Genomic DNA, 22,754 nt, shown 5'->3' with positions numbered 1-22,754 from the left:
TATTTTATCACTCTTCGAGGACTTTTGCACGCATGACGGTTAAAAGTAATATCTCGACTTGTATAAACTCACTTCAGATTTTTTAATCTTTCAGTGAGAAACGTTTCTACACATTCCTCAAAGCTTAGATCCATGCGTTCCGCAAGGATTGCTAACCACCATACACATTCACCGATTTTAGATGGTAACAATTCTTTGTCTGTACTAGGCCAACGACCTTGATTATCCATAGTCAATCGCCCCACTAAGCCCGCATCAGTCAAGAATGCCAATGCATCTTCTTCTACCGACCAAACAGAACCATGTATCTCTTTTTCTAGTTCAAAATATTTATTTCTTATTTCTTTTGAAAGTAATTTTACTTCTTTTAAATCCATGCTGTCCTCCTAGGAAGATTTCTTAATACCCAAATCAAGTATAACCTGATTCGTCTTAATCTATTACCAATACATGCTAAATCAATTAAATAGCTAAATCTAGATCTACCTGTTCTCTTGGTGTTAAAAATAGAATAAGAATGGCTTAATACCCAACTAAGAAATATTAAGTCATTCTCATTTTTATTTTCCTGAAGTTTTATCTTCGCTAGTTGTTTCAGCAACTTTCGCTCTAATATCTTTTGCCGCCCCTGCAGATTTTTCTTTAACGGTTTCAGTAATATCTTTAGCCGCATCAGCAGTTATATCTTTTACTTCTCTAGCCTTTTGTTTTAGCTCTTCAGCCTTTACCTTAAGGGTAGCTTCTAAATCTTTTGCCACATCTGCAGACTTTGCTTTTACCAATTCATTTACATCATGTGCTGCATCAGCAGATTTAGCTTTAACATCTGCTGTCTTTTCTTGAACTAATACCTTTACTTCTTGCGCTGCATCAGCGGATTTAGCCTTCACATCTTTTGCTTTTTCTTTAGCCAATATCTTTACTTCTTGTGCAGCATCAGCAGTTAAATCTTTTACAACACTAGCTTTAGACTTAGCTAATTCTTTTACATCCTTTACAGCATCTCCTAATTGATCTAAAAACTTCATGTTAGTTCCCTCCAAATAATTTTGTAATGAATGCCTTCTCTCTTTCAATTACAGATTAAAATTAAATAAAATCTTACTTTTATATCATTAAATCACAATGCATTCAAATTATAAAGAGTGTTCACGCATCTTCATGTTACTATTAAAATCATTTTATAGCACCATCTATTAATGATGGTGCCTTTAAAAACTAATGTACTTCATCCAATAGTATTTTAAGATAATCACGTCTACTATTTAATATTCTATCAATATAAATAGTCCGATCTAAATAACGGTAAAAACTTAAATAATTATGACAAAGCAAATATCTATATTCAATTTTACTTCCCATGTTTATCAATAATCGCTGTCCCATTTCTGGAAAAGCTCTTAAAGAATCATTCGTAGTCACTATATCCGAAATAGTTTTCTTAGCTAACTCAATATCCCCGGTTTCTTCTTCTATAAAGGATTTTATTTTAAGCAAATCTTCTCGTGCTTTTGGTGCATAACTAATTTGATGATCCATAGTTAAATCCCCAATTCACTCTTTAGTTGCTCTGATGAAATCCACCCTTGTTCTTCACCAGATTTGCGACCTGTCTCTAAAGCGCCCATAAGTTTTATCGTAGCCATTACACGTTCATAATCTTGAATATCCATAATTGCATATCGGCCTCTACCATTTTTAGTTAAGAATACAGGACTATCTATAGCAACATCACGCAATACTTCAGAATAATTACGTAAATCTGAAATCGGTTTTATATTCGGCATACCATCACCTCAAAAAAACTTTAGTAATATAACACTCATTTTTCAAATATCTTATTATTATTGTAGTTAAATTATCATGTAAATTCAACATCAAATTTTACAGCTTTTCCCAAATTACTATCAACATATATGATACTGCTTTCTTCCTTTTCTTGTTATATACTTGTGATATAATGCGCATAGATACTTATATACGAAGAAATCGACAATAATTTAATAACTAATATAATAAATTCTAATTACATCCATGTAATACATATAATTTATCTTTAATAAAGGAAATCCATCATGGCACAAGCATTAATCGTAATCGACATACAAGAAGGCTTAGTTAAAGAAAATCCTTTCAATACAAAAAATTTTATCATAAATACAAAAGCAATCATTCAACATTTCAGAGATCAAAATATAGAAGTCATTTTTATCAGACACTCTGAAGCTGAAGGTTTATTAGCAACAGGTAGCGATAATTGGCAAGTCTATCACGAATTAAAGCCTCAAGAAAACGAAAAGATTTTCAATAAATATTACAATAGCATCTTCAAGGACACTGAATTAAAGGAATATTTAAACCGAAAAAATATTACCGATTTAACATTTGTAGGAATGCAAGTGGAATTTTGCATTGATACATCTGTGAAAGTAGGCTTTGAATATGGTTATAAAATCACCATCGTCGAAGATGCGATCTCAACCTTTGACAACATCCATCTATCTGCCGATCAAATCTTATCCTTTTACAAAGAAAAAATTTGGAGAAATCGATTTGCGCAACTAAGAACAACAAAAGAAATTCTAGCTATTAATTAAATTGTTATTCTCACTTTCTCGTCATATAGTTGTGATATAATGCATATAAATACTTATGCCTAGGACATAGGAGGTCTACATGTACAAATATATCACAATTTTAGGCGCTGCAGGCCAAATCGCACAACGATTGACAGCAACACTTCTAACATATACAGATATGCACATCACATTATATGGACGCCAATTGAGCACACGCATTCATCCGGAAATTTTAGAACACGAACGGATAACCGTTATCGAAGGATCCTTTCAAAATCCTAAAAAATTAGAGGAAGCCGTTAAGAATACAGAAGTCGTATTCCTTAGTGCTATGGAAACGGGCAGTGATATGGCAACTATTGTGAAAGCACTTGCTCGCCAAAACATTCGTCGTATCATCGGCTTATCCATGGCTGGCCTATCTGGTGAATTTCCAACGGCTTTAGAAAAATTTACCTTCGATAATCTACCAATTAGCTATGTACAAGGCGAACGTCAGGCGCGCAACGTATTACGCGAATCCAACTTAAACTACACGATTTTACGTCTACCTTGGCTTTATAATGACATGGAAAATACGAATTATGAATTAATCCCTGAAGGTGCTCCTTTCAATGATGCACAAGTTACACGAGAAGCTGTGGTTAAAGCTGTTTACGATATCCTACACGTTGAAGACGAAACACCATTCAGCCGTGCCAGCATTGGTGTAGGTGAACCTGGTACACACTACGATAAACCATCGTTTTTATAATCACCATATATTAGGAGACCTCTATGGAACTTTCAAATGATAGAATCACTCTAGAATACAAAACATATAATATGTTAAAAGCCCAACTAGAGATATTATCATCTCTGGTTGAAGGACAAAATGACATCATTCAAGGACGTACAACAACCATAGAAGAAACTTTTAATCGTATTGATAAAATGATGCATCAATTGGACTAATCTGATATTAATATCCTTAACGGTTTATAAAACTATAAAATTCATTCGGTATACATTTCTTACTTAAGAAAATGTATACCGATTTTTTATTCCCATAATTTATGGTTATTTATGTAGATAAACAACGTTATTTACGCTATACTAATAACAGAATTAAGATACACTAATAAACAGGTAAGGAGATATCATGAATCGCATTGTTGTTATAGGTAGTTGCAACATGGATATTGTGGTCCTCGCGGATAAACGTCCCGCAGCAGGCGAAACAATTATGGGCAACGAATTGCACATCGCTCACGGTGGCAAAGGTGCAAACCAAGCGGTTGCTGCCGCTCGCCTAGGCGCAGAGGTTACCATGGTAGGCTGCATCGGGGAAGATGCATATGGACAAATGATTTTGGATAACCTCAAAGAAAATCATATCAATACAGACTACATCGTTACGGTTCCAAATACTACAACTGGCACAGCCCACATCACATTGGCTGAAGGCGATAACAGTATTATTGTTATTGCAGGTGCTAATGCTAAGGTGGACCAATCTGTCGTAGATAATGCTTGGTCTGCTATCGAGCAAGCAGATCTCGTAATGGTACAAAATGAGATTCCTATTCCAACCATCGAATATATCGTTCGTCGTTGTCACGAGGCTAATGTGAAAGTCCTCTTAAATCCGGCTCCAGCGGCGGACCTCAATCCTGAATGGTTGGAACTAGCAACCTATATCACGCCAAATGAGCATGAGTTATCTGCGCTCTACCCTAACCAATCTACAGAGGAAACATTGTTAGCAAACGAAAACAAAATCATCGTTACTCTTGGCAGTAAAGGCGTGGGCTATGCTGACAACGGCGAAATCCACACCGTATCTGGTTTCAATGTTGAACCAGTAGATACAACAGGCGCAGGCGATACCTTTAACGGTGCCTTCGCAACAGCTATTGTCAATGGTAAAAGCTTAGCCAACGCATTGCACTACGGCAATGCAGCTGCAGCCCTCTCCATCCAACGTTTGGGCGCCCAAGGTGGCATGCCTACGAAGGATGAGGTCGACGCATTCTTATCAGATAAATAGTAGGGAGCTGACTAGGACTTTAAAAGCTCCACCGGCCGGGTCTGACTACGGCCTTCGGCCTTCGCAGGGCCAAAGTCGCTTTGAAAGTCCTAGTCAGCTCCAACAAACATTTATCTAATAACGAATACTTTCGATCTCTATATAATAAAAGGAACAATGAACGAGGCTTTAACAGCCTCATTCATTGGAATGAAAGGAATTTATATGCAACGACACGGAATTTTAAATAGCCATATTGCTAAGGTACTTGCTGATTTAGGTCACACAGATACAATTTGTATCTCCGACTGCGGATTACCAGTACCTGAAGGGGTTCAAAAGATTGATTTAGCCTTAGATTTTGGTGTACCAAGCTTCGAACAAGTGGTATCCATCATCGCTAAGCATATGAAATCCGAAGCGGTTCATGTGGCAAAGGAAATTAAGGAAAATAATCCTGAAGCTTATGACTTCTTGGAGTCTACCTTCCCATCCAATCAATACGAATGGATTGAAACGAGCCATGAAGCTTTCAAAGAAGCAACAAAACAATGCAAATGCATTATTAGAACTGGTGAAGCATCTCCGTATGCCAACATTATCTTGCGCGCCGATTGTATTTTCAGCGATCGTCCCTAGAGCAATAGATTAAGAGATACTTTCACAAGTCATATAGGAGTAGTTATGGAAATTGTTATGTCAGGCATTGCAAAGGCATTTGGTACGAACCAAGTACTACGCGATGTAAGTATTACCCTCAAGGAGGGCGAGGTTCACGCCTTGATGGGCGAAAACGGCGCCGGCAAGTCCACCCTTATGAATATCCTTACGGGTATTCACAAGGCAGATGCTGGTAAAATCACCATCGACGGCGTAGAGCGCACCTTCCCGAACCCGAGAGAGGCCGAGCTAAACGGTGTAGCTTTCATCCACCAAGAGCTCAACATTTGGCCAAATCTAACATTGTTAGAAAATCTATATTTAATGAGACCAAAGCGCAATAAATTCGGTATGCTCGATAAAAAGGCGATGCTCGAAGAAGCACAAAATACGTGCCGCGAACTAGGTATCGAATTGCCGCTCACAACGGAAGCAGGTCTTTGCTCCGTCGGTCACCAACAGATGACGGAAATCCTTCGTATCTTGATGTTAGATGCCAAGGTTGTCATCATGGACGAGCCGACAGCAGCCCTCACAGAACGTGAAACGGCGACATTGTTCAAAATGATGCGCAAAATGAAAGCCCGTGGCGTGGCAATCGTATATATCTCTCACCGTATGGAAGAGGTATTTAGCGAATGCGATACCATCACGGTTATGCGTGATGGTCACACCATCATTACAAAACCAACTGCTGAGATTTCTGTAGATGAAGTGGTACGCCACATGGTAGGTCGTTCTATCGACGAGTTCTACCCTGCTCGTACAACTACACCAGGCGAAGTTGTGATGAGCGTCGATAACCTCAAACCAGAAAGTTTCGACAACGAAATCTCCTTTTCATTGCGCAAAGGCGAAATCCTCGGCGTAGCAGGCCTTATGGGCGCTGGCCGTACAGAAATCATGCGCGCTATCTTTGGTGTAGATAAACACAATGGCGGTACCGTAACAGTTAACGGATCCGTTCTCAATTGTAAAAAACCAGAAGATGCCATCAAAGCTGGCATTGCTTTCATCACAGAAAATAGAAAGAGCGAAGGCTTGATCCTCGATTTCTCCATCGGTTCCAATATTACATTGCCGAACCTTGGCGACATTTGTCCATCTCATGTGCTGGATAAGGGCAAGCTCAATTCCTTTGCTAACGAATTGTCTAAAAAGCTAGGCGTTAAAACACAATCTATTCACGAACCGGCATCGTCCCTATCTGGTGGTAACCAACAAAAGGTGGTTATCGCTAAATGGGTAGGTAAAAAGCCATCCATTATCATCATGGACGAACCGACACGCGGTATCGATATCGGTGCGAAACGTGATATTTATGATTTAATGAACGAATTAACGAACGATGGTGTGTCCATTATCATGGTGTCCTCTGAGTTACCTGAAGTGCTAGGCATGAGCGACCGCGTTATGGTCATTCATGAAGGTCGCGTAGCAGGTATCTTGGACCGCAGCGATGCAACACCAGAATCGATTATGACATTAGCCACAGGAGGACAATAATGGACAGCAAAGCTCTACAATATGTGAAAAAATTAGGCCCCCTCATCGGCCTCATCCTATTATTTATCATTATCTCTGTCATGAACGACAGTTTCCTTGAATTCTCTAACTTGCGTAACTTGTTACGCCAAGTATCCATCAATGCGATCATCGCCTTTGGTATGACCTTCGTTATCTTAACGGGCGGTATCGACTTATCTGTTGGTTCCATCCTTGCCCTCTCTAGTGCAGTAATGGCCAACCTCATCGTAACTGGTACTGACCCTGTATTGGCTATCGTATTAGCCGCCGGTGCAGGTCTTGTATTGGGCGGTATTAACGGTCTCGTTATTACTTATGGCCGCGTAGCTCCATTTATCGCTACCTTGGCGACCATGACAATCTACCGTGGTGCGACACTAGTATTCACAGACGGTAACCCAATCTCCGGTCTTACACAAGATCCTCTATTCCACGGCTTTGGCCAAGGGGATATTGCAGGCCTTCCAGTTCCAGCCATCACAATGTTCCTTGCTTTCATCATCCTCTGGTTCGTATTGAGCCGCACATCCTTAGGTCGTAAAACATACGCCGTAGGTGGTAGTGAAAAGGTTAGTTACATTGCTGGTATCAAGATTGACCGCGTTAAAATCTTCGTGTATGCCTTGACTGGTATGCTCTGTGGTATCGCTGGTGCAATCATCACTTCTCGTCTTAACTCTGCACAACCTACAGCAGGTGCAGGCTACGAACTTGACGCTATCGCAGCAGTAGTTCTTGGCGGCACAAGCCTTGCTGGTGGTCGTGGTCATATTGTTGGCACATTAATTGGTGCCCTAATTATTGGTACCCTCAACAACGGGTTAAATATTCTCGACGTTTCCAGTTTCTATCAACAAGTTGTAAAAGGTATTGTTATTTTACTGGCTGTTCTTGCAGACCGTAAGAAAGCCTAGGAGGTTCCTATGAAAAAACTATTGTTACTGTTGGCGATGGCCGTTATGGTTATCGGTCTTGTAGCAGGCTGTGGTAAAAGCGCTGATAACGGCGGCGATAAAAAATCCGGCACTATCGGCTTCTCTGTTTCCACATTGAACAACCCATTCTTCGTATCTATGAAAGAAGGCGTTGAGGCTCAAGCTAAAGCGCTTGGTCTTAAAGTTAAAATCGTTGATGCTCAAAATGACCCTGCAAAACAAGCAAATGATATTTCTGACTTGATTGAAAGCGGCGTTTCCGTATTGATCATCAACCCTGTAGACTCTGCAGCTATCTCTACTTCCGTAGAAGCAGCAAACGCTAAAAACATTCCTGTAATCACTGTTGACCGTTCTGCTGATAAAGGCAAAGTAGTAGCTCACATCGCTTCCGATAACGTAAAAGGCGGCGAAATGGCAGCTCAACTAATCGTTGATAAAGTTGGCAAAGCTGCGAAAGTAGCTGAAATCGAAGGTATCCCTGGTGCTTCCGCAACTCGTGAACGTGGCCAAGGTTTCCATAACGTAGCTGACAAAGACTTAACAGTAGTAGCAAAACAAAGTGCTGACTTCGACCGCACAAAAGGTTTGAACGTAGCAACAAATATCTTGCAAGCTAACCCAGACGTACAAGCTATCTTCGCTCATAACGACGAAATGGCATTGGGCGCTATCCAAGCAGCTAAATCCGCAGGCAAAACAATCTTCATCGTAGGCTTTGACGGTACTGCTGACGCAGACAAAGCTGTTAAAGACGGCACATTGGCTGCAACAATTGCTCAACAACCAGACCAAATGGGTAAAATCGCTATTGATACAGCTCAAAAAGTTATCAAAGGCGAAGCTGTAGAAGCTAAAATTCCTGTAGATCTTAAAGTTGTTACAAAATAATTGTATATAGAAACTGGGTACAGAAAAAGAGTCGCATCATATGGTGCGACTCTTTTTAATTGCTAAATTATAGAACATTAGGAGATAGGGGCTCGAATACATCCCCTTCTACAAAATAGAACAGGCCTGTTCTATTTTGTAGGAACCCCTATATATCCTTTCTGTGAATTAGTACAGGCCTGTTCTATTTTTTTAGTACCCCTATATACCCTTTATGAGAATTAGTACAGGCCTGTTCTAATTCTGAAACTACATATATAAGCTACTTTGAAATTGGTACAGGCGTGTACTAATTTATAAAATATATAGCTATTATATGCCTACTTCAATAATTTTTTAGATTTATGCAATATAAACTAAATTTCTTTAGGTTCTCGTTCAAGAAAAACTTTGAAAAACTCAATAAACTTGGGTAAATACGTTTGGTCTAAGCTTTCAATAGTCATCTTACACTCGTAATTATACTCACATATAACAACATTGATATTAAGACCACCTTTGGAATCTAATGTAAATATAAGTTTATTACCACCGCTACTCAGATAATGGCGAAAACTCGCTTTTCCTTTACAAGTTTGATTCATGTCGACAAGCTCATTATAACCTCTATGTATCCCCCACCAATCACCGGTATCAATGATAGCTGAGCAACAATGATTCCCTTGTTTAATATAAATACCAAAGGCTCCAAAAGGAGATAGTTGTGTATCCATATCAAATGCTATTGTTAAATTAGATTCATTTACAATTTCATACATTATCATTACTCTCCGTAAACAACTTTATATTATTTATTATAGCATCCAATCTAAAAGCTAATAAACTCAGATAATCTGAGTTGTAACTACATCCATAGAAAGGTTTTTTCTTATGCTATAATGAGCATATATAAAACTCAAAGGAAAGGAGGATTCACATGGAGTATGTATTACTCAACAAAGATACCCCTCTCTTGCAGTTTTGCATCGAGAGGCACGAAGATGTTGTCAACTTAACCACATTGGTTCGCATGGATATTTCTGATTTAACAATCATAGATAATACGACATTGCCAATAAATATGCAACCTACCATAAAAGGACTAAAAAATTGGTTATTACAGCGTAAGATTCCAAATAATCGTGCATTTGTTGAGAATTTATTAGATGCCATTTCAGATACAGAAAATCCATATCGATATTTAGATGTAACCTATGGTCTATCCCTAAATGATACATATTGGGTAAAACCGACTCATTCCACTATTTCATGGTCAGATGTTAATTTATACGACAATCCATTTAGTGAAATTGTGTCAGGCATCGCTTTCACAGGCGAAGATAGTCATATACAAGGGATTGTGACGACCCCCGAATACACAACAAACGGCATGCTCCGTAAGTGTTGGCATCGTGAAAATGATGTCATTTATTTATATAAAGGTTCAACACCTCGCTATGCCAATGGAGGGCTTGAGGCACTCAGTGAAGTATATGCTAGTCAGATTGCAGCAGCTATGGGGTTAGCACATGTGGAATATAAACTCACTACATTCCACGACCAACTAGTTAGTGCGTGCCCTCTATTCACATCGGAACAGGTCGGATACATGCCTATATCTGGTCTTCTAAAAGAAACGATATCTCGTGACGAGCTTATGTTATATGACACACAGCACGATATAGCTAGCTTGTACGGTATTATCCCATTTTCTGATATGATGGTATTCGATGCACTCATTCATAATACTGACCGACACCTCAATAATTTTGGTGTTCTCATCGATAATGAAAGCAATCGTATCCTAGGTCCTGTACCTTTATTTGATCATGGAAATTCATTATTCTACAATATAACTAACGATGAATATGCCAATTTAAATGGTGTGAAAGATATCAGTTTTTGGGGACTCTCCTTTGATACATTGGCAAAATTATATCTTCACGATTCGCACCGTGCCATGTTAACACCATTACTAAATTTTAAATTTAATCGTATTCCATCAGATATACTAACAGATGCAAAATTAGATATATTAGAATCCTATATCCAACAACGATCTGCTTATTTCATACGTTTACTCGACGAAAAAAACATCAATTTTATTCATCCCAATATAGCTCAACAATAGCAAAAGAGGCTGTCAATAATGACAGCCTCTTATTACATTTTGAACAACCCCTACTACAAAATAGAACAGGCCTGTTCTATTTTGTAGTACCCCTATATATCCTTTCTGAGAATTAGTACAGGCCTGTACTAATTTTGAAACCACATGTATAGGGCGTTCTGAGATTAGAACATAAAGTTCACGTCTGTACGCCAGTAATCACCTAATTTATTACCGTCCATGTCTTTATTGCCAAAGCCATAGTAAGCACCGATGGATACATTTTGGAATGGTACGTAGTTTACATTAGCTACAAAGCCTTTAAAACCATTACGTACATGAGCAACGCCCTTAGTATCCACATAGTGTTGATTGAAGAAGCTATAGGCCGGTGCAAAGGCACTACTGAAGACAGGCGAGTTAGCTTCTTCATAGTAATATTGACCACGTACGCTATAAGTACGAGCTTTACTAATATTGTAATTACCATAACCTACACTAGCCATCCAAGCTTGGGAATTGGATATGCCTGGTGCTGTAAGCCATTCGCCGAATGCGTTCCAACGGTTGAAGTTCATATTCGCGTTAAGGCCCCAAATATTTTTGTACGGGGAATCGATAAAGGATTTAACTTGTTTACCTGTAGCCGCATCAATGTCTTGACCTTGGTATAATTTACCATTATGGAATCGGCCATACATACCGCCAAGGGTAACATGTTTGTTAAGTTTACCTTTCACTTCTAGCATAGCTGCAGAGATAGTGTTTTCCTTATTTTGGTACGTACCTGCACCACCCCACCAGTAACCATAGCTAGCGGATACATCTAGCTTACCATGTTTATACATGAGGCGCGCCCCATCGATGAGGTCATCATACATGAGCCCTAGTGCAGGCGTATAAAGTTGACGACCTACGCGCAATGTTGTGTCCTTGCCAAAATGATGATCTACATAGGCAAGATTTACCTGAGCTATATTAGCATTGCTATTGCCGAGCTCACCGGAACCTTGTACACGGACAACAGCATCGGTTTTATCATTGACCTTAGCATTAAAAATCACACGCGCCCGATAATCAAAGGAGGAATGCTTTCCATAAGCATACGCATCATTTTTCAATTGGCTGCCGCGATAGCGTAAACGATAATTTCCTGTTACCTTCACATTGCCCACTTGATCTTCTAATTTTGCTACACGCACGCCCAATGTATTGAGTTCATTACTAAATTCATCGGCCAAGCGATTAATCATAGCTTGTTGTTCCGCATTAGCGCGGTCTTGATTCGCCATGGCTTTCGCTACCATTTGAGCCATTTCATAGCGTGTAATATCTTTATTGCCTTTGAAAGTCCCATCTGGGTAGCCATTAATAATACCGGCAGATGCCAATTGTTCTACTGATTGATAGGCCCAACTAGAAGGATCTACATCACTAAATGGATTGGCTGCATAGGCACTGACAGAACCCAATACAAAACAAGAAACTAAACTTGCTACTAATTTTTTATTCATAGAGATAACCCACTCTCATCTATACACAAACAAAATATATGAATCTATATTCTCTACACCGCATCATCATACTATATAACATGCGATACACGTATTAAAGATACCGCCTATTCATGAGGTGTTGTATAGTTAATATCTTGTGCCTTGTAGCTTTCACCATGAGCCAATACATGCACGATGGTTTCCAATGTGGCACGCACAGTTTCAACAGCCATGCTAGGTTGATTTGGTTTATCCACCACTTGAGATGGCAAGTACGGAATGTGCATAAAACCAGCCTTGATATTGCCCTTTTGTGCCGCATAATGGCATACACCATACATCAAATGATTGCATACAAAGGTACCAGCCGTATTAGAAACCTTTGCAGGAATGCCATTTTGATGCAATGCGTTAACAATGTTTTTAATTGGCAACGTTGCAAAATAGGCACTAGGCCCATCAGCTACGATTGGCTCATCCTCTGGTTGATTGCCTGCATTGTCTGGAATGCGGAAGTCATCGCAGTTAATAGCAACTCGTTCTACCGTAATATCTGGACGGCCCCCTGCTTGACCTACACATAGAATAAAGTCTGGTTGGCATTTTTCAGCAGCTGCTTTCACAGTATCAACAGAAGTATAACGTACAGTTGGCACCATTTGAGTTACCACCTTGTAATCGCCATCAGTATAACCATCCATCGTTTTTACAGCTTCCCATGCAGGATTAATAGGTTCGCCACCAAATGGATCAAATCCAGTAATTAAAATAGTTTTCATCATAACACCTCATAAGGATATTTCAAAAGATTGTTCATCCACAGAACAAGGTCTTAAATAAAATAGTACATCAATAGGATATTCAACACGAGCATAATCAATGCAATTGGAAGTTGAGCTTTAATAACACCGTATTGATCACGCATTTCAAGAAGCGCTACCGGTACAATGTTAAAGTTGGCAGCCATAGGTGTCATCAAGGTACCGCAATAGCCAGCAAGCATTGCGATAGCACCAATAGCAGCTGGGTTTGCACCATGAGCTACAACGAGCATTGGAACACCGATAGCACTTGTAATCATCGCAAAGGCTGCAAAAGCGTTACCCATGATCATTGTGAAGATGACCATACCGATGCAGTATGCTACAACTACGAGGAATACATTATCTGCAGGCACAACACTAGCTACAGCACTTGAGATAATTTTACCAACGCCAGCCAAATTAAATAGATAGCCTAGGGCCGCTAATAATTGGGACAAGATAGCAGTCCAACCGATAGCATCGATAAGACGACGACCTTCATGGAAACCTTGGTTAAATGAACCCTTAGTGATGTAAAGAGCAGCGCACATAGCGATGATGGCCGCAATACCAATGCCTACAAGAGCACCTAATTTAGTAAAGAAGCCAATGATGAACGTGATGATACCAACAAGTAAAGCCGGTACGAAAATAACATTACCAATACGGACTGCTTCGTCTTTTTTGAATTCAATAGGAGATTCAAAGTAATGACCTTTGCCGAGTTGTTTTACCAAGACGATAGCAGCCATGGCGATAACGAGCCAGCCATTTATTTCCTTTGATAGATAAGAGCCAAAGATAAAGGACACGCTGTACAAGAGCCAGAATAAACCTGTACCAATGCGATATTTATGTTCTTTATCAAGGAATGATTGAATGGCAAAGATAAATAGAATAATCCCTACGAGAAGATATACATAATCTAAGGGCTGCATTTTATAGATAAGTTCTAACATATTATTCAGCCTCCTTCTTTAATTCTTCTGGTGTAACAAGGATATTAAATTCATTAGGTACTAATTTACCAGATTTCATATCCTCTTCGTCACGAGCTACAGAGGCTTGAATTGTTTTATCAAAGATAATAAAGCGAATGAAGTTAACGATATAGGCACAAACAGCAGTTGGCAATCCGTATAACACCATATCTGTTAACTCTACAGAATAGCCTAATTGTTCCATAACGCCTTTGATAAGCAATAACCCACCAGCAGCAAGGAACAAGTTTTGACCGAAGAAATTGCCTGTATTATCTGCAGAAGCAGCTATACCACGCACCTTATCAAGAGTACGTTGAGATACTGGGCGACCTTGAGCTACTGCAGCTTCACTCATAGGTGCGATCAACGGACGTACCATGGCAACCATACCGGACATGTTAATACCAAAAGCCACAGTTACTTGGCGCACAAATAAGTAAATCATAAAGATACGACCAGCCGTAGCAGCGTTGATCTTGCCGATCAAAATTTCTGCCCGTTCACGCAAGCCATGACGTTCCATAAGACCAATAACAGGTAAAATCAAAATAAATAATGACATATAACGATTTTTAACGAAAGCCTCCCCAATGGCACCAACGATATCGTTGATACTGAGACCACCTGCAAGGCCCGTTACAAAACCTGCGGCTACGACAACTAACAAGGCATTAAAGCGCAGCATCAGACCGATGACCATCACTAAAATACCAGATAAGACTAACATAGTCTCACATCCTTTCAATAAACCATCTACCATTCAAAATGAACGCATAGATATGACATACATGTATATATTATATATCCAAATGTAAAAATCCTGCACTATCTTGTACAAAAAAATACACCTCATGAGGAATATCCTTACGAGGTGCTTGTATTAGTTATATCAAGTCTTTTTTAAACAATACCGTTGTATGTTGTTTTCCTCTAAAATGTACTTGATCATAAGCTTTAAATCCAAAGGATTCATACATCTTAGGCAACCATGGATGCTCTTTAGCCGTACCCAATGTAACGGCTGGTGTCTTAAATTGAGTTTTTAACAACTCTTCTGCATAACCAAGTGTTTCCCGTGCATAGCCTTTGCCTTTGAAAGCTGGTGCTGTTACGAAATGGGCAATATGTGGAAATTTATCCGGTGTAGAGTATTTAACCCATGGCATGCAGAATGTAATAGAGCTCACTAATTGTCCGTCAATATACAATCCATATACAGGATAGTTTTCAATCCACCCTTTAGATTCTTCTTCGGTAAAATCGATGGCATCAAAGGTAATTGGAAAATCTTTAATAGCTGCATAACCATCAATTAAAACCTTATGGTATTCCGCTGTATCTTCTACTGTTAATTGTCTGAATTCTTTCATTGTCTTGCCCTCATTTTATATCTTTATCAAACTACTATTTTTATATTTTATACATATATTCTGTATATTTATTATCACGAATGTAATTATACTACTATATGTATCTAAATGCAATAATTCTACATAAATATTTGATGAAGTTTTATAATCTTTATAATAAAACAAAAACAGGATGCATCACGAGGATACATCCTGTTTTGGAGCTTTCACAAGCTCGAAGGGAAGTTATAGTCAATGTATTATTGGCTAATACGGGAACCATATACGTCGCGTTGGTTTTTAGGTTCGTTGTTAACGCGAACACGTTCTGTTTTATGACGGTCATTATCGCCACCAGAAATACGGTCAACACGGTAATGGTTAAGACGAATATTTTGTAATTCAGGTTGGAATTCGTCCATAGCACGACGCATGTTATCATCGATAGGTGCACCGTTTTGAAGAGCACGGTACAACATAGTTGCGAATTCGTAACGAGTCATTGTTGCATCGCCTTTGAATGTGCCATCAGGGTAACCAACAAGGATACCATTACCAGCCAATTGGCTAATGTATTGGTAAGCCCAGTGATTGCGAGGAACATCTGGGAATTCAGCAGTTTTGCTAGGATCAATTGCATGTGGATTCAATACTTGTAACAAGTTATTGTATTTATTTTCAATATCTTGAAGACGTGCGTTCAATTCAGCAATTTCACGGCCCATAGCTACACGGGAACGAGATTCAGGTGCACGTTTACCAAGACGAATGGATACACCTGCATTTAATTGAGGATTACCATTACCTACTGTGCTACCGATGGAGAACATTGTGTCTTCATTAGGACGGTAGAAAGCACCCAATGCAGCAGAGTTAGCATTATGGTAGTGACCATAACCAGCAGCTACTGTCCATTTATCATCTGGGTTGAAGTCTAATGGATGTAACGCAGCCAATGCAGCAGAACCTGCACCTACTTTATTAACGCGTTGTTCTACATCGCCGACACGGTTAGTCAAGTTAGTAATGTTATTATTGATGGTACCTGGTGTAGAGTTATCGATTTGATTTTGTAAATCCTTTGCTACAGAGAACAATTGACTACCATTTACAGCATCTGTAGATGTAGCAGAGATTTCGCCTGCTGCTACGTTCTTAATTTGGCGTTCTTGACCAACTTGACCTACAGAAACAGAGCCTTTAGTTGCAGAACCTACACCAGCAAAACCACCATATGTATGAGTTGTGATTGGAGCACCACTTGTAATGCTAGTTGTTGTGATAGAAGCATTATTTACAGCTGTTGCCGGAGCAGATTGAGATTGGAAGCCAATAGCAACCGAATTTGCATCAGTCGCAACGGAGTGGTCACCAATTGCCATAGCATGGTCAGCTGTAGCATGTGCATCAGAGCCAAAAGCATTAGCACGTAGACCTCGAGCTTGTGCACCCGCACCATAAGCCTGTGCATGGTCACCAGAAGCAATAGCGGAAGAACCGATTGCATTAGTATGTGCACCAGTTGCCTCTGCACTAGAACCAATTGCATTTGATTTGTATCCAGCAGCTTGTGCTTCAAAACCAATAGCTTGGGAACGAACTTCGGATGCATTTGCACGTGTACCAATTGCAGTAGACCAAGTACGTTCAGCATCTGCAGCGTGACCGATAGCAATAGCTTCACTCATTTTAGCTTGAGCCCCATTACCTACTGCCAATGCAGAACTACCTAATGCAGTATTTTCAGAACCAATAGCTACAGAATTAGATTTCCAATCTCCTGGACGTAATGTTGCACTATCTGGTTCGTTATCATAATCACGATCACGGAAATTAGAAGTCGATTCACCTACAGTGTTTTTGTAACCATAGCCAATAGCATGTGTACCATTAATAACATTGCTATCACCAAATGCTTGTGCATAAGAGCCTTCTACAGTATTGCCATCACCAAATGCGTTAGCTTGGTCACCATTAACTGTATTTTGGTTACCATAAGCACTGCTAGAACCAGTAGCACTTGTAATACTATTACCTTGACCAACTGCGATGCTAGTAGCTGTACCAGTTGCAACAGTACCATAAGAAACACTATTGTGCGTAGTATCTGGAGACTCTGTTGCATTACCTGCTGCAAAAATAAAACCTTGTGCAGTTTGGATTTCAGCCGCACTAACAGGCGCCACTGCGGATACGCCTACAGCAGCTGTAGCAGCCAATACTGCAAGCGCTAATTTTTTGGAATGTTTGTTTTCTCTCATCTTACACCCTCACTAAATTAAAATCCTTAACAATATACAATACAATTTTTCAATCTCTCTATTCGCCTCTCTCTTTAGCCTAACCTAAATATATTTTTTCTCTTCAAAAATAATATTTAAGTCAGTTTAAGAAAAATTTATATTGTTAATTACTTGCATAGCATATCAAAATTTTACGATATGTACAAGCTTTTTTTCCATATAAAGTTCATTAATAACTCTTCATATACATTAAAAATAGCATGATTGCCATTGTTCTATGCCATATTGATATACTTATCAATTTTTATGATGAGCTTTAAAATCAGAATATTTTGTGCCCTTTTCATATAATACATCAATTTACTTATAAATAATCAATATTTTAATAAGCATAGTAAATCCCAAACGCATCACTCTCACTATATTTTCATGAATTAATTATGAACACTAGATATTTCTATTCATTTACGATGCTGAATAATTAGTTGTTTTTATGTATTTTTAAATATATTTTAATATTAATTCGAACATTATCTCAACCACATCAAATCTCTATTTTTAAACAAAACATAAACTGTCTTTTCCATTTTCATTTTCACTAACCTTCCATAAGTACTTAATTACGAAAATCATATACAGAATTATTAATTTACATTTATATACATACAGGATATAATCAAGATGAACACTATATATCTTATTTCGTAATATATAAAGGAGAGGATATTATGGAAAAAGTAAATCAACGCGGAAAGTATTTATTCATTGCTGGTATTATCAGTCTAATCATTGCCATTATAATCTTATTTGTTATTCCAGATCCATCAGCTAATAATGTTGAAATTGCGAAAAAGGCTACAAGCGCAGTGCAAGCAGCACAAGAAATTTCTAAAAACAATCAAAGTAGTATTTTAATGCATACAATTGGCATGGGCCTATTAGGTTTTGGTATCACCGGAACTGTGGGTGGTTTCATCCTAAAATCTTTTAAGAAAAAACAATAGAATATCTCATATAAAAAGGTGTTACTACATCCCCCATTGAAACAGTACTAGCTGTTATCAATACAACGAGGATGTGTAACACCTTTTTATTATCTATTTGATGTATTATAAAAGAACCATCAAACCTATTTAACACGTTTCATAATGAGCAATGCCAATATAATCCCTAATGAGGATGTCACAAGTTGTGGCCAACTAGATACAAAGAGCATGGTATTTACAATCTTTGGTGGAAGTTGAAATAAAGAGAAAAACAACGAATATCCACCAAATAGAACGCCTGCTTTCACCAATGCAGCCACAATAATAAGTAAAAGTTTTGGTTTATATTGCAACCAATGTGCGACTAATACATAGGCTGTCGTGCCTAATCCTGTAATAAAAATAAATGGTGGTAATGGTAACATGCCTTGTAAATGTGCTACAACTGGCGCAACCCAAGCAATAACAAGACCATTTTTCCATCCATAACGCCATGTGGCAAGCACAAATGTAGCCGATGTGATAGACCCAATAAGAAACATGCTGATCTGATTTGGAATAAATGGAAACATAAGACGCAAACTTTGCGCTAACAAGGCTACAGCCAACAAAAGGCCGGTACCTGTAATAGATTTTGTAGACATAAGAACCTCCCCTTATACGATATATACTTTACAAGAGGTACTTACCTCAAATACATACATTAAGCTTTCACAAAAAATAAACGTACCCGATCATATACCCAGTTATAAACATAGGTGTACACCAAGATAATCAAAGTCATAGAAATATCCGTAATAAAAGCCATCCACAGGGTGATACTCATCATATACATAATCATTGGCACCGTAGCCGCCAATAATAGACCTTCAAACAATACAGCATGAATCGTGCGAATTACGGGACCTCGTGCCAATCGATCACCTGGTACTAATTTATCAAAGATCCAGTTAAATATGAAATTCCATATGACTGCAGTCAACGAAATTAATATCATCAACAACAATGGTTGCCCCTCATGAGGAATAAATTCAATGACTAGCATCCCGATTAAAATCGCACCCAGTTCAAATATTACTGATTGTATCGTACGTTCAAGAATAGACATATATACCTCGCGTTTATATGCAACCTCTATATGCGTTATTATAACACAATCTAGAGGTTCATTTTAGGTATGAAAAAGCCCTAATATATCTATCGAGCGACTTGCCTCTGAGTGAGTCACTCCACTTTAGGATAAAAAAAGACTCACGGAACATTCTGTGAGTGCGACTTGCGAAGAACTGGAGTGCGAATAGAATGTTCCGTGGGTCCCTATTTTATTATCCTAAAAGTGGCATTACGAACTGAATCCATGGAATCCCTACCACGATAAAGATCGCGAGGTAGATAATCCCAAAGATAGCACCTAATTTCCAGAATTCAGGACCTTTGTTATAGCCACTAGCAAACCAGATTGGGCTGTGACCAGTACCATATGGTGTGAGAATACCCATAATACCCATTGGTACTAACAGAATTAACATAACTTGAGCTGGATCAACACCAGGAATTTGAAGAATTAGAGTAGCAAACAAGCCTACCATAGCTGTTACATAAGCAGTGCCAGAAGCAAAGAAGTAACGAAGCAAGCAGAATGCTAATAACAAACCAAGAACTGCCATTGTAGGATCTAAAGAAACCAAAGAACCACCAGCAGATTTAGCAAGCCATTCCAAGAAGCCTACATTTTTAAGGCCAGAAGCCATAGGTACGAGTGTCGCAAACCAAGTCAAAACATTCCATGCTGGTTTGTTAGCAAGGAAGTCTTGCCATGTCATAATCTTAGTGAAAATCATCAAGATAATAACGATCAAAGCTGTTGTTGTAGGGTTTACTTTGAATGTAGAAGCACCAATCCACAGTACAAGAGCCAATACAGAAATCAAAGCCATGAAGATTTCACTGCGTGTCATGGAACCTAGTTTCTTATACTCATCCTTTGCCCAGGCTGCAATTTCAGGGGAGCCTTTCACCTCTGGTTTGCAGAATACATAGGTCAACAATGGAGTGATGATGAACAAGATAAGGCCTACTGGCAAGAATGCGAGGAACCATGTGCCCCAGTTCGCCGCTACGATGCCAGATTTAGCAGACAATTCTAGAGCCAATGGATTTGGCGCTGCACCAGTCAAGAAGATAGAGCTAGACACACATGTAGTTGCCAACGCTACCCAGTTCAAGTAGGAACCAATTTTACGAGGGTTCTTATCTGGATAGGAGTCAAACATCGGACAAATACTAGATACGATTGGATAAATGGTACCACCAGAACGAGCCGCATTACTTGGAATAAATGGAGCCAATACAAGGTCCGTAATAGCGATAGCATAACCAAGACCTAAAGAGGACTTGCCAAGCTTTGCTACGAGGAACAAAGCAATACGACGGCCAAGGCCAGAGTTTTCATAACCAATACCAATCATGAAAGCGGCAAAGATCAACCATACGATGGCATTAGAGAAACCACTAAGGCCCCAGCTGATAGCTTGCGCATCAGTAATCGCCTTAGCGACACCGGTTGCTTTATCTACCACAGGGGCAGGACCAACCTTAAACAACATAGACACGGTAACAGCAATGATACCGATGAAAGCTGGTGGGATTGGCTCTAAAATCAACCCTACCACAAGGCCTGCGAAAATACTTACATAAATCCAAGAATTTGCGCTAAGACCTTCAGGAGCACCGATGAGCCATACAATAATAGCTACTACAAGCGGTGCGAATAATTTCCAATTCAACTTCATTAGAAACACTCCTTACTTAAAGATATAAATTTGCAAAAATGCTCGTCTAGTATATCAGAATTCTATAGAACGGTACATGATTTTAATCATAAATATTATTAATAGACAACAAACTTTAGGTAATAGTATTTAATAACATTGGATTATTTATAACTTTTTGTGAAAAATGATATTCAAAACTCTATAAATATATACTCTATCTGCATCGATATTAATCATTTCTTTAATATACTCCAATGTAAATATTAGTACTAAAATAAAGATGTTACCAACCTTTCCAAATCCGGTAATGGAAAGGAGGTGCATTATGCGTAGTACGTTTGTTTCTCTTCTCTTAGCAGTCATGATAAATATAATTTCTTATTATATTTGTAAATGGTTAGACTTGCTATTTTTGTTAATTGGTAACTAGCCTCGGGTTGTTCCGTAAAAACAAAAGAACCACTGATAAGCTGCAACTTATCAGTGGTTCTCTTATTTGTGCATATGCATAGCACGTTTCTCTAGTAAAAGTATATCATGAACCTATCTAGAGAACAAGTAGAACACCAAGATACTTTATTTCGATTTAGTATCCCTTCTTATTCACCTTTTGGTACAAACCATAGGCCATTGTTATTTTTTTCCATGTAGTCTTTGAATTCTTGAGAGTGGTAAGCTGCTACGATGTCTTTTGCCCATTGTGCATCTTTGTTTTTCTCATTAACTACGAGTTGTAATAACCATTGTGGCAATACGTCTTCATTTGCCAATGCAGATTTAGGATCAATTTTTGCATTATAAATAATAGCGCCTGTAATAACGATATAATCGAAATCAGTACGTACAGACGGAATTGTAAGGGATTTCATTTCTGTAAATTTAAGATGTTTTGGATTTTCAATAATATCTGCTTGAGTTACTGTTGCTAAATCTTTGTTAGGATCAAGCTTAATCCAACCGATTTTTTGCAATAACGCATAAGCACGAGCCATGTTGGATGCATCATTAGGTACAGCAATAGTGTCGCCATCTGCTACTTGATCTAAAGATGTTTTAGAACCACTAAAGATACCTGCTGGTACTGTTGGAATTGGTGTTAATGCTACAAGATGACCATTTTGTTTTTCGTTAAAGTTTTTCATGTATGCTGTATGTTGTTCAACGTTAAAGTCAACCTCACCATCACTTAACACTTGGTCAGCTTGTACCAAATCAGACATATCTACACCTTTAAAGGTATAGCCTTGTTTCTCCAAAATTGGTTTTACACCTTTTTCAAATAATTCAGAGTAAGGGCCTTGAGATTTACTGTAGGTTAACTCTTTTTTTGCACCATTATCGCTATTATTAGAACCGCAGCCGGCGATAAAAGCTACGCTAAATACTAATGCCGCACCAAGGGCAAGAAGCTTTTTAAATTTCATAGTATTT

General features: G+C 38.6%; 25 protein-coding genes. 10 read left to right on the top strand and 15 right to left on the bottom strand.

All coding sequences use genetic code 11. The features are described 5' to 3' along the window. Window positions 1-68 precede the first annotated feature (68 nt). From VAHSUH02_RS03275 to VAHSUH02_RS03260, 4 genes are all read right to left on the bottom strand, one after another. A complete protein-coding gene (locus VAHSUH02_RS03275) occupies window positions 69-377 on the bottom strand; it encodes a nucleoside triphosphate pyrophosphohydrolase family protein (protein WP_005384468.1) in 309 nt (102 codons plus the stop codon). Between the two features lie 183 nt (window positions 378-560). After that, window positions 561-1,028, bottom strand: coding sequence for a hypothetical protein (locus tag VAHSUH02_RS03270; RefSeq protein ID WP_005384467.1), 468 nt, complete (start codon window positions 1,026-1,028; stop codon window positions 561-563). Between the two features lie 190 nt (window positions 1,029-1,218). Further along, window positions 1,219-1,539, bottom strand: coding sequence for a type II toxin-antitoxin system RelE/ParE family toxin (locus VAHSUH02_RS03265; RefSeq protein WP_005381530.1), 321 nt, complete (start codon window positions 1,537-1,539; stop codon window positions 1,219-1,221). Window positions 1,540-1,541: 2 nt separating this feature from the next. Then, window positions 1,542-1,787: a type II toxin-antitoxin system prevent-host-death family antitoxin gene (locus tag VAHSUH02_RS03260; protein ID WP_005381552.1), complete on the bottom strand. Its 246-nt coding sequence runs from the start codon at window positions 1,785-1,787 to the stop codon at window positions 1,542-1,544. Window positions 1,788-2,075: 288 nt separating this feature from the next. On the opposite strand from VAHSUH02_RS03260, the gene VAHSUH02_RS03255 reads away from it, so the two are divergent. The 8 genes from VAHSUH02_RS03255 (at window position 2,076) to rbsB (ending at window position 8,600) form a co-directional block, all read left to right on the top strand. Continuing rightward, a complete protein-coding gene (locus VAHSUH02_RS03255; protein WP_005384462.1) occupies window positions 2,076-2,597 on the top strand; it encodes a cysteine hydrolase family protein in 522 nt (173 codons plus the stop codon). 79 nt (window positions 2,598-2,676) lie between these two features. Continuing rightward, a complete protein-coding gene (locus VAHSUH02_RS03250; protein ID WP_005384456.1) occupies window positions 2,677-3,333 on the top strand; it encodes an NAD(P)H-binding protein in 657 nt (218 codons plus the stop codon). Between the two features lie 23 nt (window positions 3,334-3,356). After that, window positions 3,357-3,533, top strand: coding sequence for a hypothetical protein (locus VAHSUH02_RS03245; RefSeq protein ID WP_005381557.1), 177 nt, complete (start codon window positions 3,357-3,359; stop codon window positions 3,531-3,533). 187 nt (window positions 3,534-3,720) lie between these two features. Further along, window positions 3,721-4,608, top strand: coding sequence for a ribokinase (gene rbsK, locus VAHSUH02_RS03240; protein ID WP_038149045.1), 888 nt, complete (start codon window positions 3,721-3,723; stop codon window positions 4,606-4,608). A gap of 204 nt (window positions 4,609-4,812) precedes the next feature. Continuing rightward, a complete protein-coding gene (rbsD, locus tag VAHSUH02_RS03235; protein ID WP_038149051.1) occupies window positions 4,813-5,226 on the top strand; it encodes a D-ribose pyranase in 414 nt (137 codons plus the stop codon). Between the two features lie 45 nt (window positions 5,227-5,271). Next, the gene (locus VAHSUH02_RS03230; RefSeq protein ID WP_005384448.1) at window positions 5,272-6,753 is read left to right on the top strand and encodes a sugar ABC transporter ATP-binding protein; all 1,482 of its coding nucleotides are present in this window, start codon (window positions 5,272-5,274) and stop codon (window positions 6,751-6,753) included. Continuing rightward, window positions 6,753-7,688, top strand: a complete 936-nt coding sequence (locus tag VAHSUH02_RS03225) for an ABC transporter permease (RefSeq protein ID WP_004697939.1) — start codon at window positions 6,753-6,755, stop codon at window positions 7,686-7,688. Before VAHSUH02_RS03230 ends, VAHSUH02_RS03225 begins: the two co-directional genes overlap by 1 nt. Window positions 7,689-7,697: 9 nt before the next feature. Further along, window positions 7,698-8,600, top strand: a complete 903-nt coding sequence (rbsB, locus tag VAHSUH02_RS03220) for a ribose ABC transporter substrate-binding protein RbsB (RefSeq protein ID WP_005384445.1) — start codon at window positions 7,698-7,700, stop codon at window positions 8,598-8,600. 356 nt (window positions 8,601-8,956) lie between these two features. Here rbsB and VAHSUH02_RS03215 read toward each other — a convergent pair whose 3' ends face one another. Further along, complete coding sequence (locus tag VAHSUH02_RS03215; RefSeq protein ID WP_038149043.1) at window positions 8,957-9,358, bottom strand: hypothetical protein; 402 nt, start codon at window positions 9,356-9,358, stop codon at window positions 8,957-8,959. A gap of 158 nt (window positions 9,359-9,516) precedes the next feature. Here VAHSUH02_RS03215 and VAHSUH02_RS03210 point away from each other — a divergent pair, with 158 nt between their 5' ends. Continuing rightward, window positions 9,517-10,710, top strand: a complete 1,194-nt coding sequence (locus VAHSUH02_RS03210; RefSeq protein ID WP_005384442.1) for a HipA domain-containing protein — start codon at window positions 9,517-9,519, stop codon at window positions 10,708-10,710. Between the two features lie 164 nt (window positions 10,711-10,874). Here VAHSUH02_RS03210 and VAHSUH02_RS03205 read toward each other — a convergent pair whose 3' ends face one another. The 6 genes from VAHSUH02_RS03205 to VAHSUH02_RS03180 form a co-directional block, all read right to left on the bottom strand. Further along, on the bottom strand, window positions 10,875-12,203 hold the full coding sequence (locus VAHSUH02_RS03205; RefSeq protein ID WP_005384436.1) for an S-layer homology domain-containing protein: 1,329 nt from the start codon (window positions 12,201-12,203) through the stop codon (window positions 10,875-10,877). A gap of 107 nt (window positions 12,204-12,310) precedes the next feature. Beyond that, on the bottom strand, window positions 12,311-12,964 hold the full coding sequence (pcp, locus tag VAHSUH02_RS03200; protein WP_005384435.1) for a pyroglutamyl-peptidase I: 654 nt from the start codon (window positions 12,962-12,964) through the stop codon (window positions 12,311-12,313). Between the two features lie 53 nt (window positions 12,965-13,017). Beyond that, the gene (locus VAHSUH02_RS03195) at window positions 13,018-13,947 is read right to left on the bottom strand and encodes a DUF979 domain-containing protein (RefSeq protein WP_005384434.1); all 930 of its coding nucleotides are present in this window, start codon (window positions 13,945-13,947) and stop codon (window positions 13,018-13,020) included. A gap of 1 nt (window position 13,948) precedes the next feature. Continuing rightward, entirely contained in the window at window positions 13,949-14,698 is a 750-nt protein-coding gene (locus VAHSUH02_RS03190; protein ID WP_038149042.1) for a DUF969 domain-containing protein, read from the bottom strand. A 157-nt stretch (window positions 14,699-14,855) separates the two neighbouring features. Then, window positions 14,856-15,341, bottom strand: coding sequence for a GNAT family N-acetyltransferase (locus VAHSUH02_RS03185; protein WP_005384432.1), 486 nt, complete (start codon window positions 15,339-15,341; stop codon window positions 14,856-14,858). A gap of 239 nt (window positions 15,342-15,580) precedes the next feature. After that, window positions 15,581-17,581 (bottom strand): S-layer homology domain-containing protein, encoded by a 2,001-nt coding sequence (locus tag VAHSUH02_RS03180; protein WP_005384431.1) that lies wholly within the window; start codon window positions 17,579-17,581, stop codon window positions 15,581-15,583. A gap of 710 nt (window positions 17,582-18,291) precedes the next feature. Here VAHSUH02_RS03180 and VAHSUH02_RS03175 point away from each other — a divergent pair. Beyond that, on the top strand, window positions 18,292-18,567 hold the full coding sequence (locus VAHSUH02_RS03175) for a hypothetical protein (protein WP_005384429.1): 276 nt from the start codon (window positions 18,292-18,294) through the stop codon (window positions 18,565-18,567). Window positions 18,568-18,692: 125 nt separating this feature from the next. On the opposite strand, the gene VAHSUH02_RS03170 is transcribed toward VAHSUH02_RS03175, so the two are convergent. The 4 genes from VAHSUH02_RS03170 to VAHSUH02_RS03155 form a co-directional block, all read right to left on the bottom strand. Further along, window positions 18,693-19,193 (bottom strand): ECF transporter S component, encoded by a 501-nt coding sequence (locus VAHSUH02_RS03170; protein WP_005384427.1) that lies wholly within the window; start codon window positions 19,191-19,193, stop codon window positions 18,693-18,695. Window positions 19,194-19,252: 59 nt separating this feature from the next. Further along, the gene (locus VAHSUH02_RS03165) at window positions 19,253-19,657 is read right to left on the bottom strand and encodes a PACE efflux transporter (RefSeq protein WP_005384425.1); all 405 of its coding nucleotides are present in this window, start codon (window positions 19,655-19,657) and stop codon (window positions 19,253-19,255) included. Window positions 19,658-19,874: 217 nt separating this feature from the next. Then, window positions 19,875-21,341 carry a DASS family sodium-coupled anion symporter gene (locus VAHSUH02_RS03160; RefSeq protein WP_005381470.1) on the bottom strand — a complete coding sequence of 489 codons (1,467 nt, stop codon included), beginning with the start codon at window positions 21,339-21,341 and terminating at the stop codon, window positions 19,875-19,877. 581 nt (window positions 21,342-21,922) lie between these two features. Beyond that, on the bottom strand, window positions 21,923-22,747 hold the full coding sequence (locus VAHSUH02_RS03155; RefSeq protein ID WP_005384421.1) for a MetQ/NlpA family ABC transporter substrate-binding protein: 825 nt from the start codon (window positions 22,745-22,747) through the stop codon (window positions 21,923-21,925). Window positions 22,748-22,754 lie beyond the last annotated feature (7 nt).

It is taken from the genome of Veillonella atypica KON, from assembly GCF_002959915.1.
In the GTDB taxonomy this organism is placed as follows: Bacteria; Bacillota; Negativicutes; order Veillonellales; family Veillonellaceae; genus Veillonella; species Veillonella atypica.
Note: the sequence above shows the minus strand (reverse complement) of the source record. Positions and strands in the feature narration are given on the sequence as shown.

Bases quoted from the DNA above. Each gene is read 5' to 3' on its own strand.
- VAHSUH02_RS03275 (WP_005384468.1), bottom strand. From the start codon at position 377: ATGGATTTAAAAGAAGTAAAATTACTTTCAAAAGAAATAAGAAATAAA.
- VAHSUH02_RS03270 (WP_005384467.1), bottom strand. From the start codon at position 1,028: ATGAAGTTTTTAGATCAATTAGGAGATGCTGTAAAGGATGTAAAAGAA.
- VAHSUH02_RS03265 (WP_005381530.1), bottom strand. From the start codon at position 1,539: ATGGATCATCAAATTAGTTATGCACCAAAAGCACGAGAAGATTTGCTT.
- VAHSUH02_RS03260 (WP_005381552.1), bottom strand. From the start codon at position 1,787: ATGCCGAATATAAAACCGATTTCAGATTTACGTAATTATTCTGAAGTA.
- VAHSUH02_RS03255 (WP_005384462.1), top strand. From the start codon at position 2,076: ATGGCACAAGCATTAATCGTAATCGACATACAAGAAGGCTTAGTTAAA.
- VAHSUH02_RS03250 (WP_005384456.1), top strand. From the start codon at position 2,677: ATGTACAAATATATCACAATTTTAGGCGCTGCAGGCCAAATCGCACAA.
- VAHSUH02_RS03245 (WP_005381557.1), top strand. From the start codon at position 3,357: ATGGAACTTTCAAATGATAGAATCACTCTAGAATACAAAACATATAAT.
- rbsK (WP_038149045.1), top strand. From the start codon at position 3,721: ATGAATCGCATTGTTGTTATAGGTAGTTGCAACATGGATATTGTGGTC.
- rbsD (WP_038149051.1), top strand. From the start codon at position 4,813: ATGCAACGACACGGAATTTTAAATAGCCATATTGCTAAGGTACTTGCT.
- VAHSUH02_RS03230 (WP_005384448.1), top strand. From the start codon at position 5,272: ATGGAAATTGTTATGTCAGGCATTGCAAAGGCATTTGGTACGAACCAA.
- VAHSUH02_RS03225 (WP_004697939.1), top strand. From the start codon at position 6,753: ATGGACAGCAAAGCTCTACAATATGTGAAAAAATTAGGCCCCCTCATC.
- rbsB (WP_005384445.1), top strand. From the start codon at position 7,698: ATGAAAAAACTATTGTTACTGTTGGCGATGGCCGTTATGGTTATCGGT.
- VAHSUH02_RS03215 (WP_038149043.1), bottom strand. From the start codon at position 9,358: ATGTATGAAATTGTAAATGAATCTAATTTAACAATAGCATTTGATATG.
- VAHSUH02_RS03210 (WP_005384442.1), top strand. From the start codon at position 9,517: ATGGAGTATGTATTACTCAACAAAGATACCCCTCTCTTGCAGTTTTGC.
- VAHSUH02_RS03205 (WP_005384436.1), bottom strand. From the start codon at position 12,203: ATGAATAAAAAATTAGTAGCAAGTTTAGTTTCTTGTTTTGTATTGGGT.
- pcp (WP_005384435.1), bottom strand. From the start codon at position 12,964: ATGAAAACTATTTTAATTACTGGATTTGATCCATTTGGTGGCGAACCT.
- VAHSUH02_RS03195 (WP_005384434.1), bottom strand. From the start codon at position 13,947: ATGTTAGAACTTATCTATAAAATGCAGCCCTTAGATTATGTATATCTT.
- VAHSUH02_RS03190 (WP_038149042.1), bottom strand. From the start codon at position 14,698: ATGTTAGTCTTATCTGGTATTTTAGTGATGGTCATCGGTCTGATGCTG.
- VAHSUH02_RS03185 (WP_005384432.1), bottom strand. From the start codon at position 15,341: ATGAAAGAATTCAGACAATTAACAGTAGAAGATACAGCGGAATACCAT.
- VAHSUH02_RS03180 (WP_005384431.1), bottom strand. From the start codon at position 17,581: ATGAGAGAAAACAAACATTCCAAAAAATTAGCGCTTGCAGTATTGGCT.
- VAHSUH02_RS03175 (WP_005384429.1), top strand. From the start codon at position 18,292: ATGGAAAAAGTAAATCAACGCGGAAAGTATTTATTCATTGCTGGTATT.
- VAHSUH02_RS03170 (WP_005384427.1), bottom strand. From the start codon at position 19,193: ATGTCTACAAAATCTATTACAGGTACCGGCCTTTTGTTGGCTGTAGCC.
- VAHSUH02_RS03165 (WP_005384425.1), bottom strand. From the start codon at position 19,657: ATGTCTATTCTTGAACGTACGATACAATCAGTAATATTTGAACTGGGT.
- VAHSUH02_RS03160 (WP_005381470.1), bottom strand. From the start codon at position 21,341: ATGAAGTTGAATTGGAAATTATTCGCACCGCTTGTAGTAGCTATTATT.
- VAHSUH02_RS03155 (WP_005384421.1), bottom strand. From the start codon at position 22,747: ATGAAATTTAAAAAGCTTCTTGCCCTTGGTGCGGCATTAGTATTTAGC.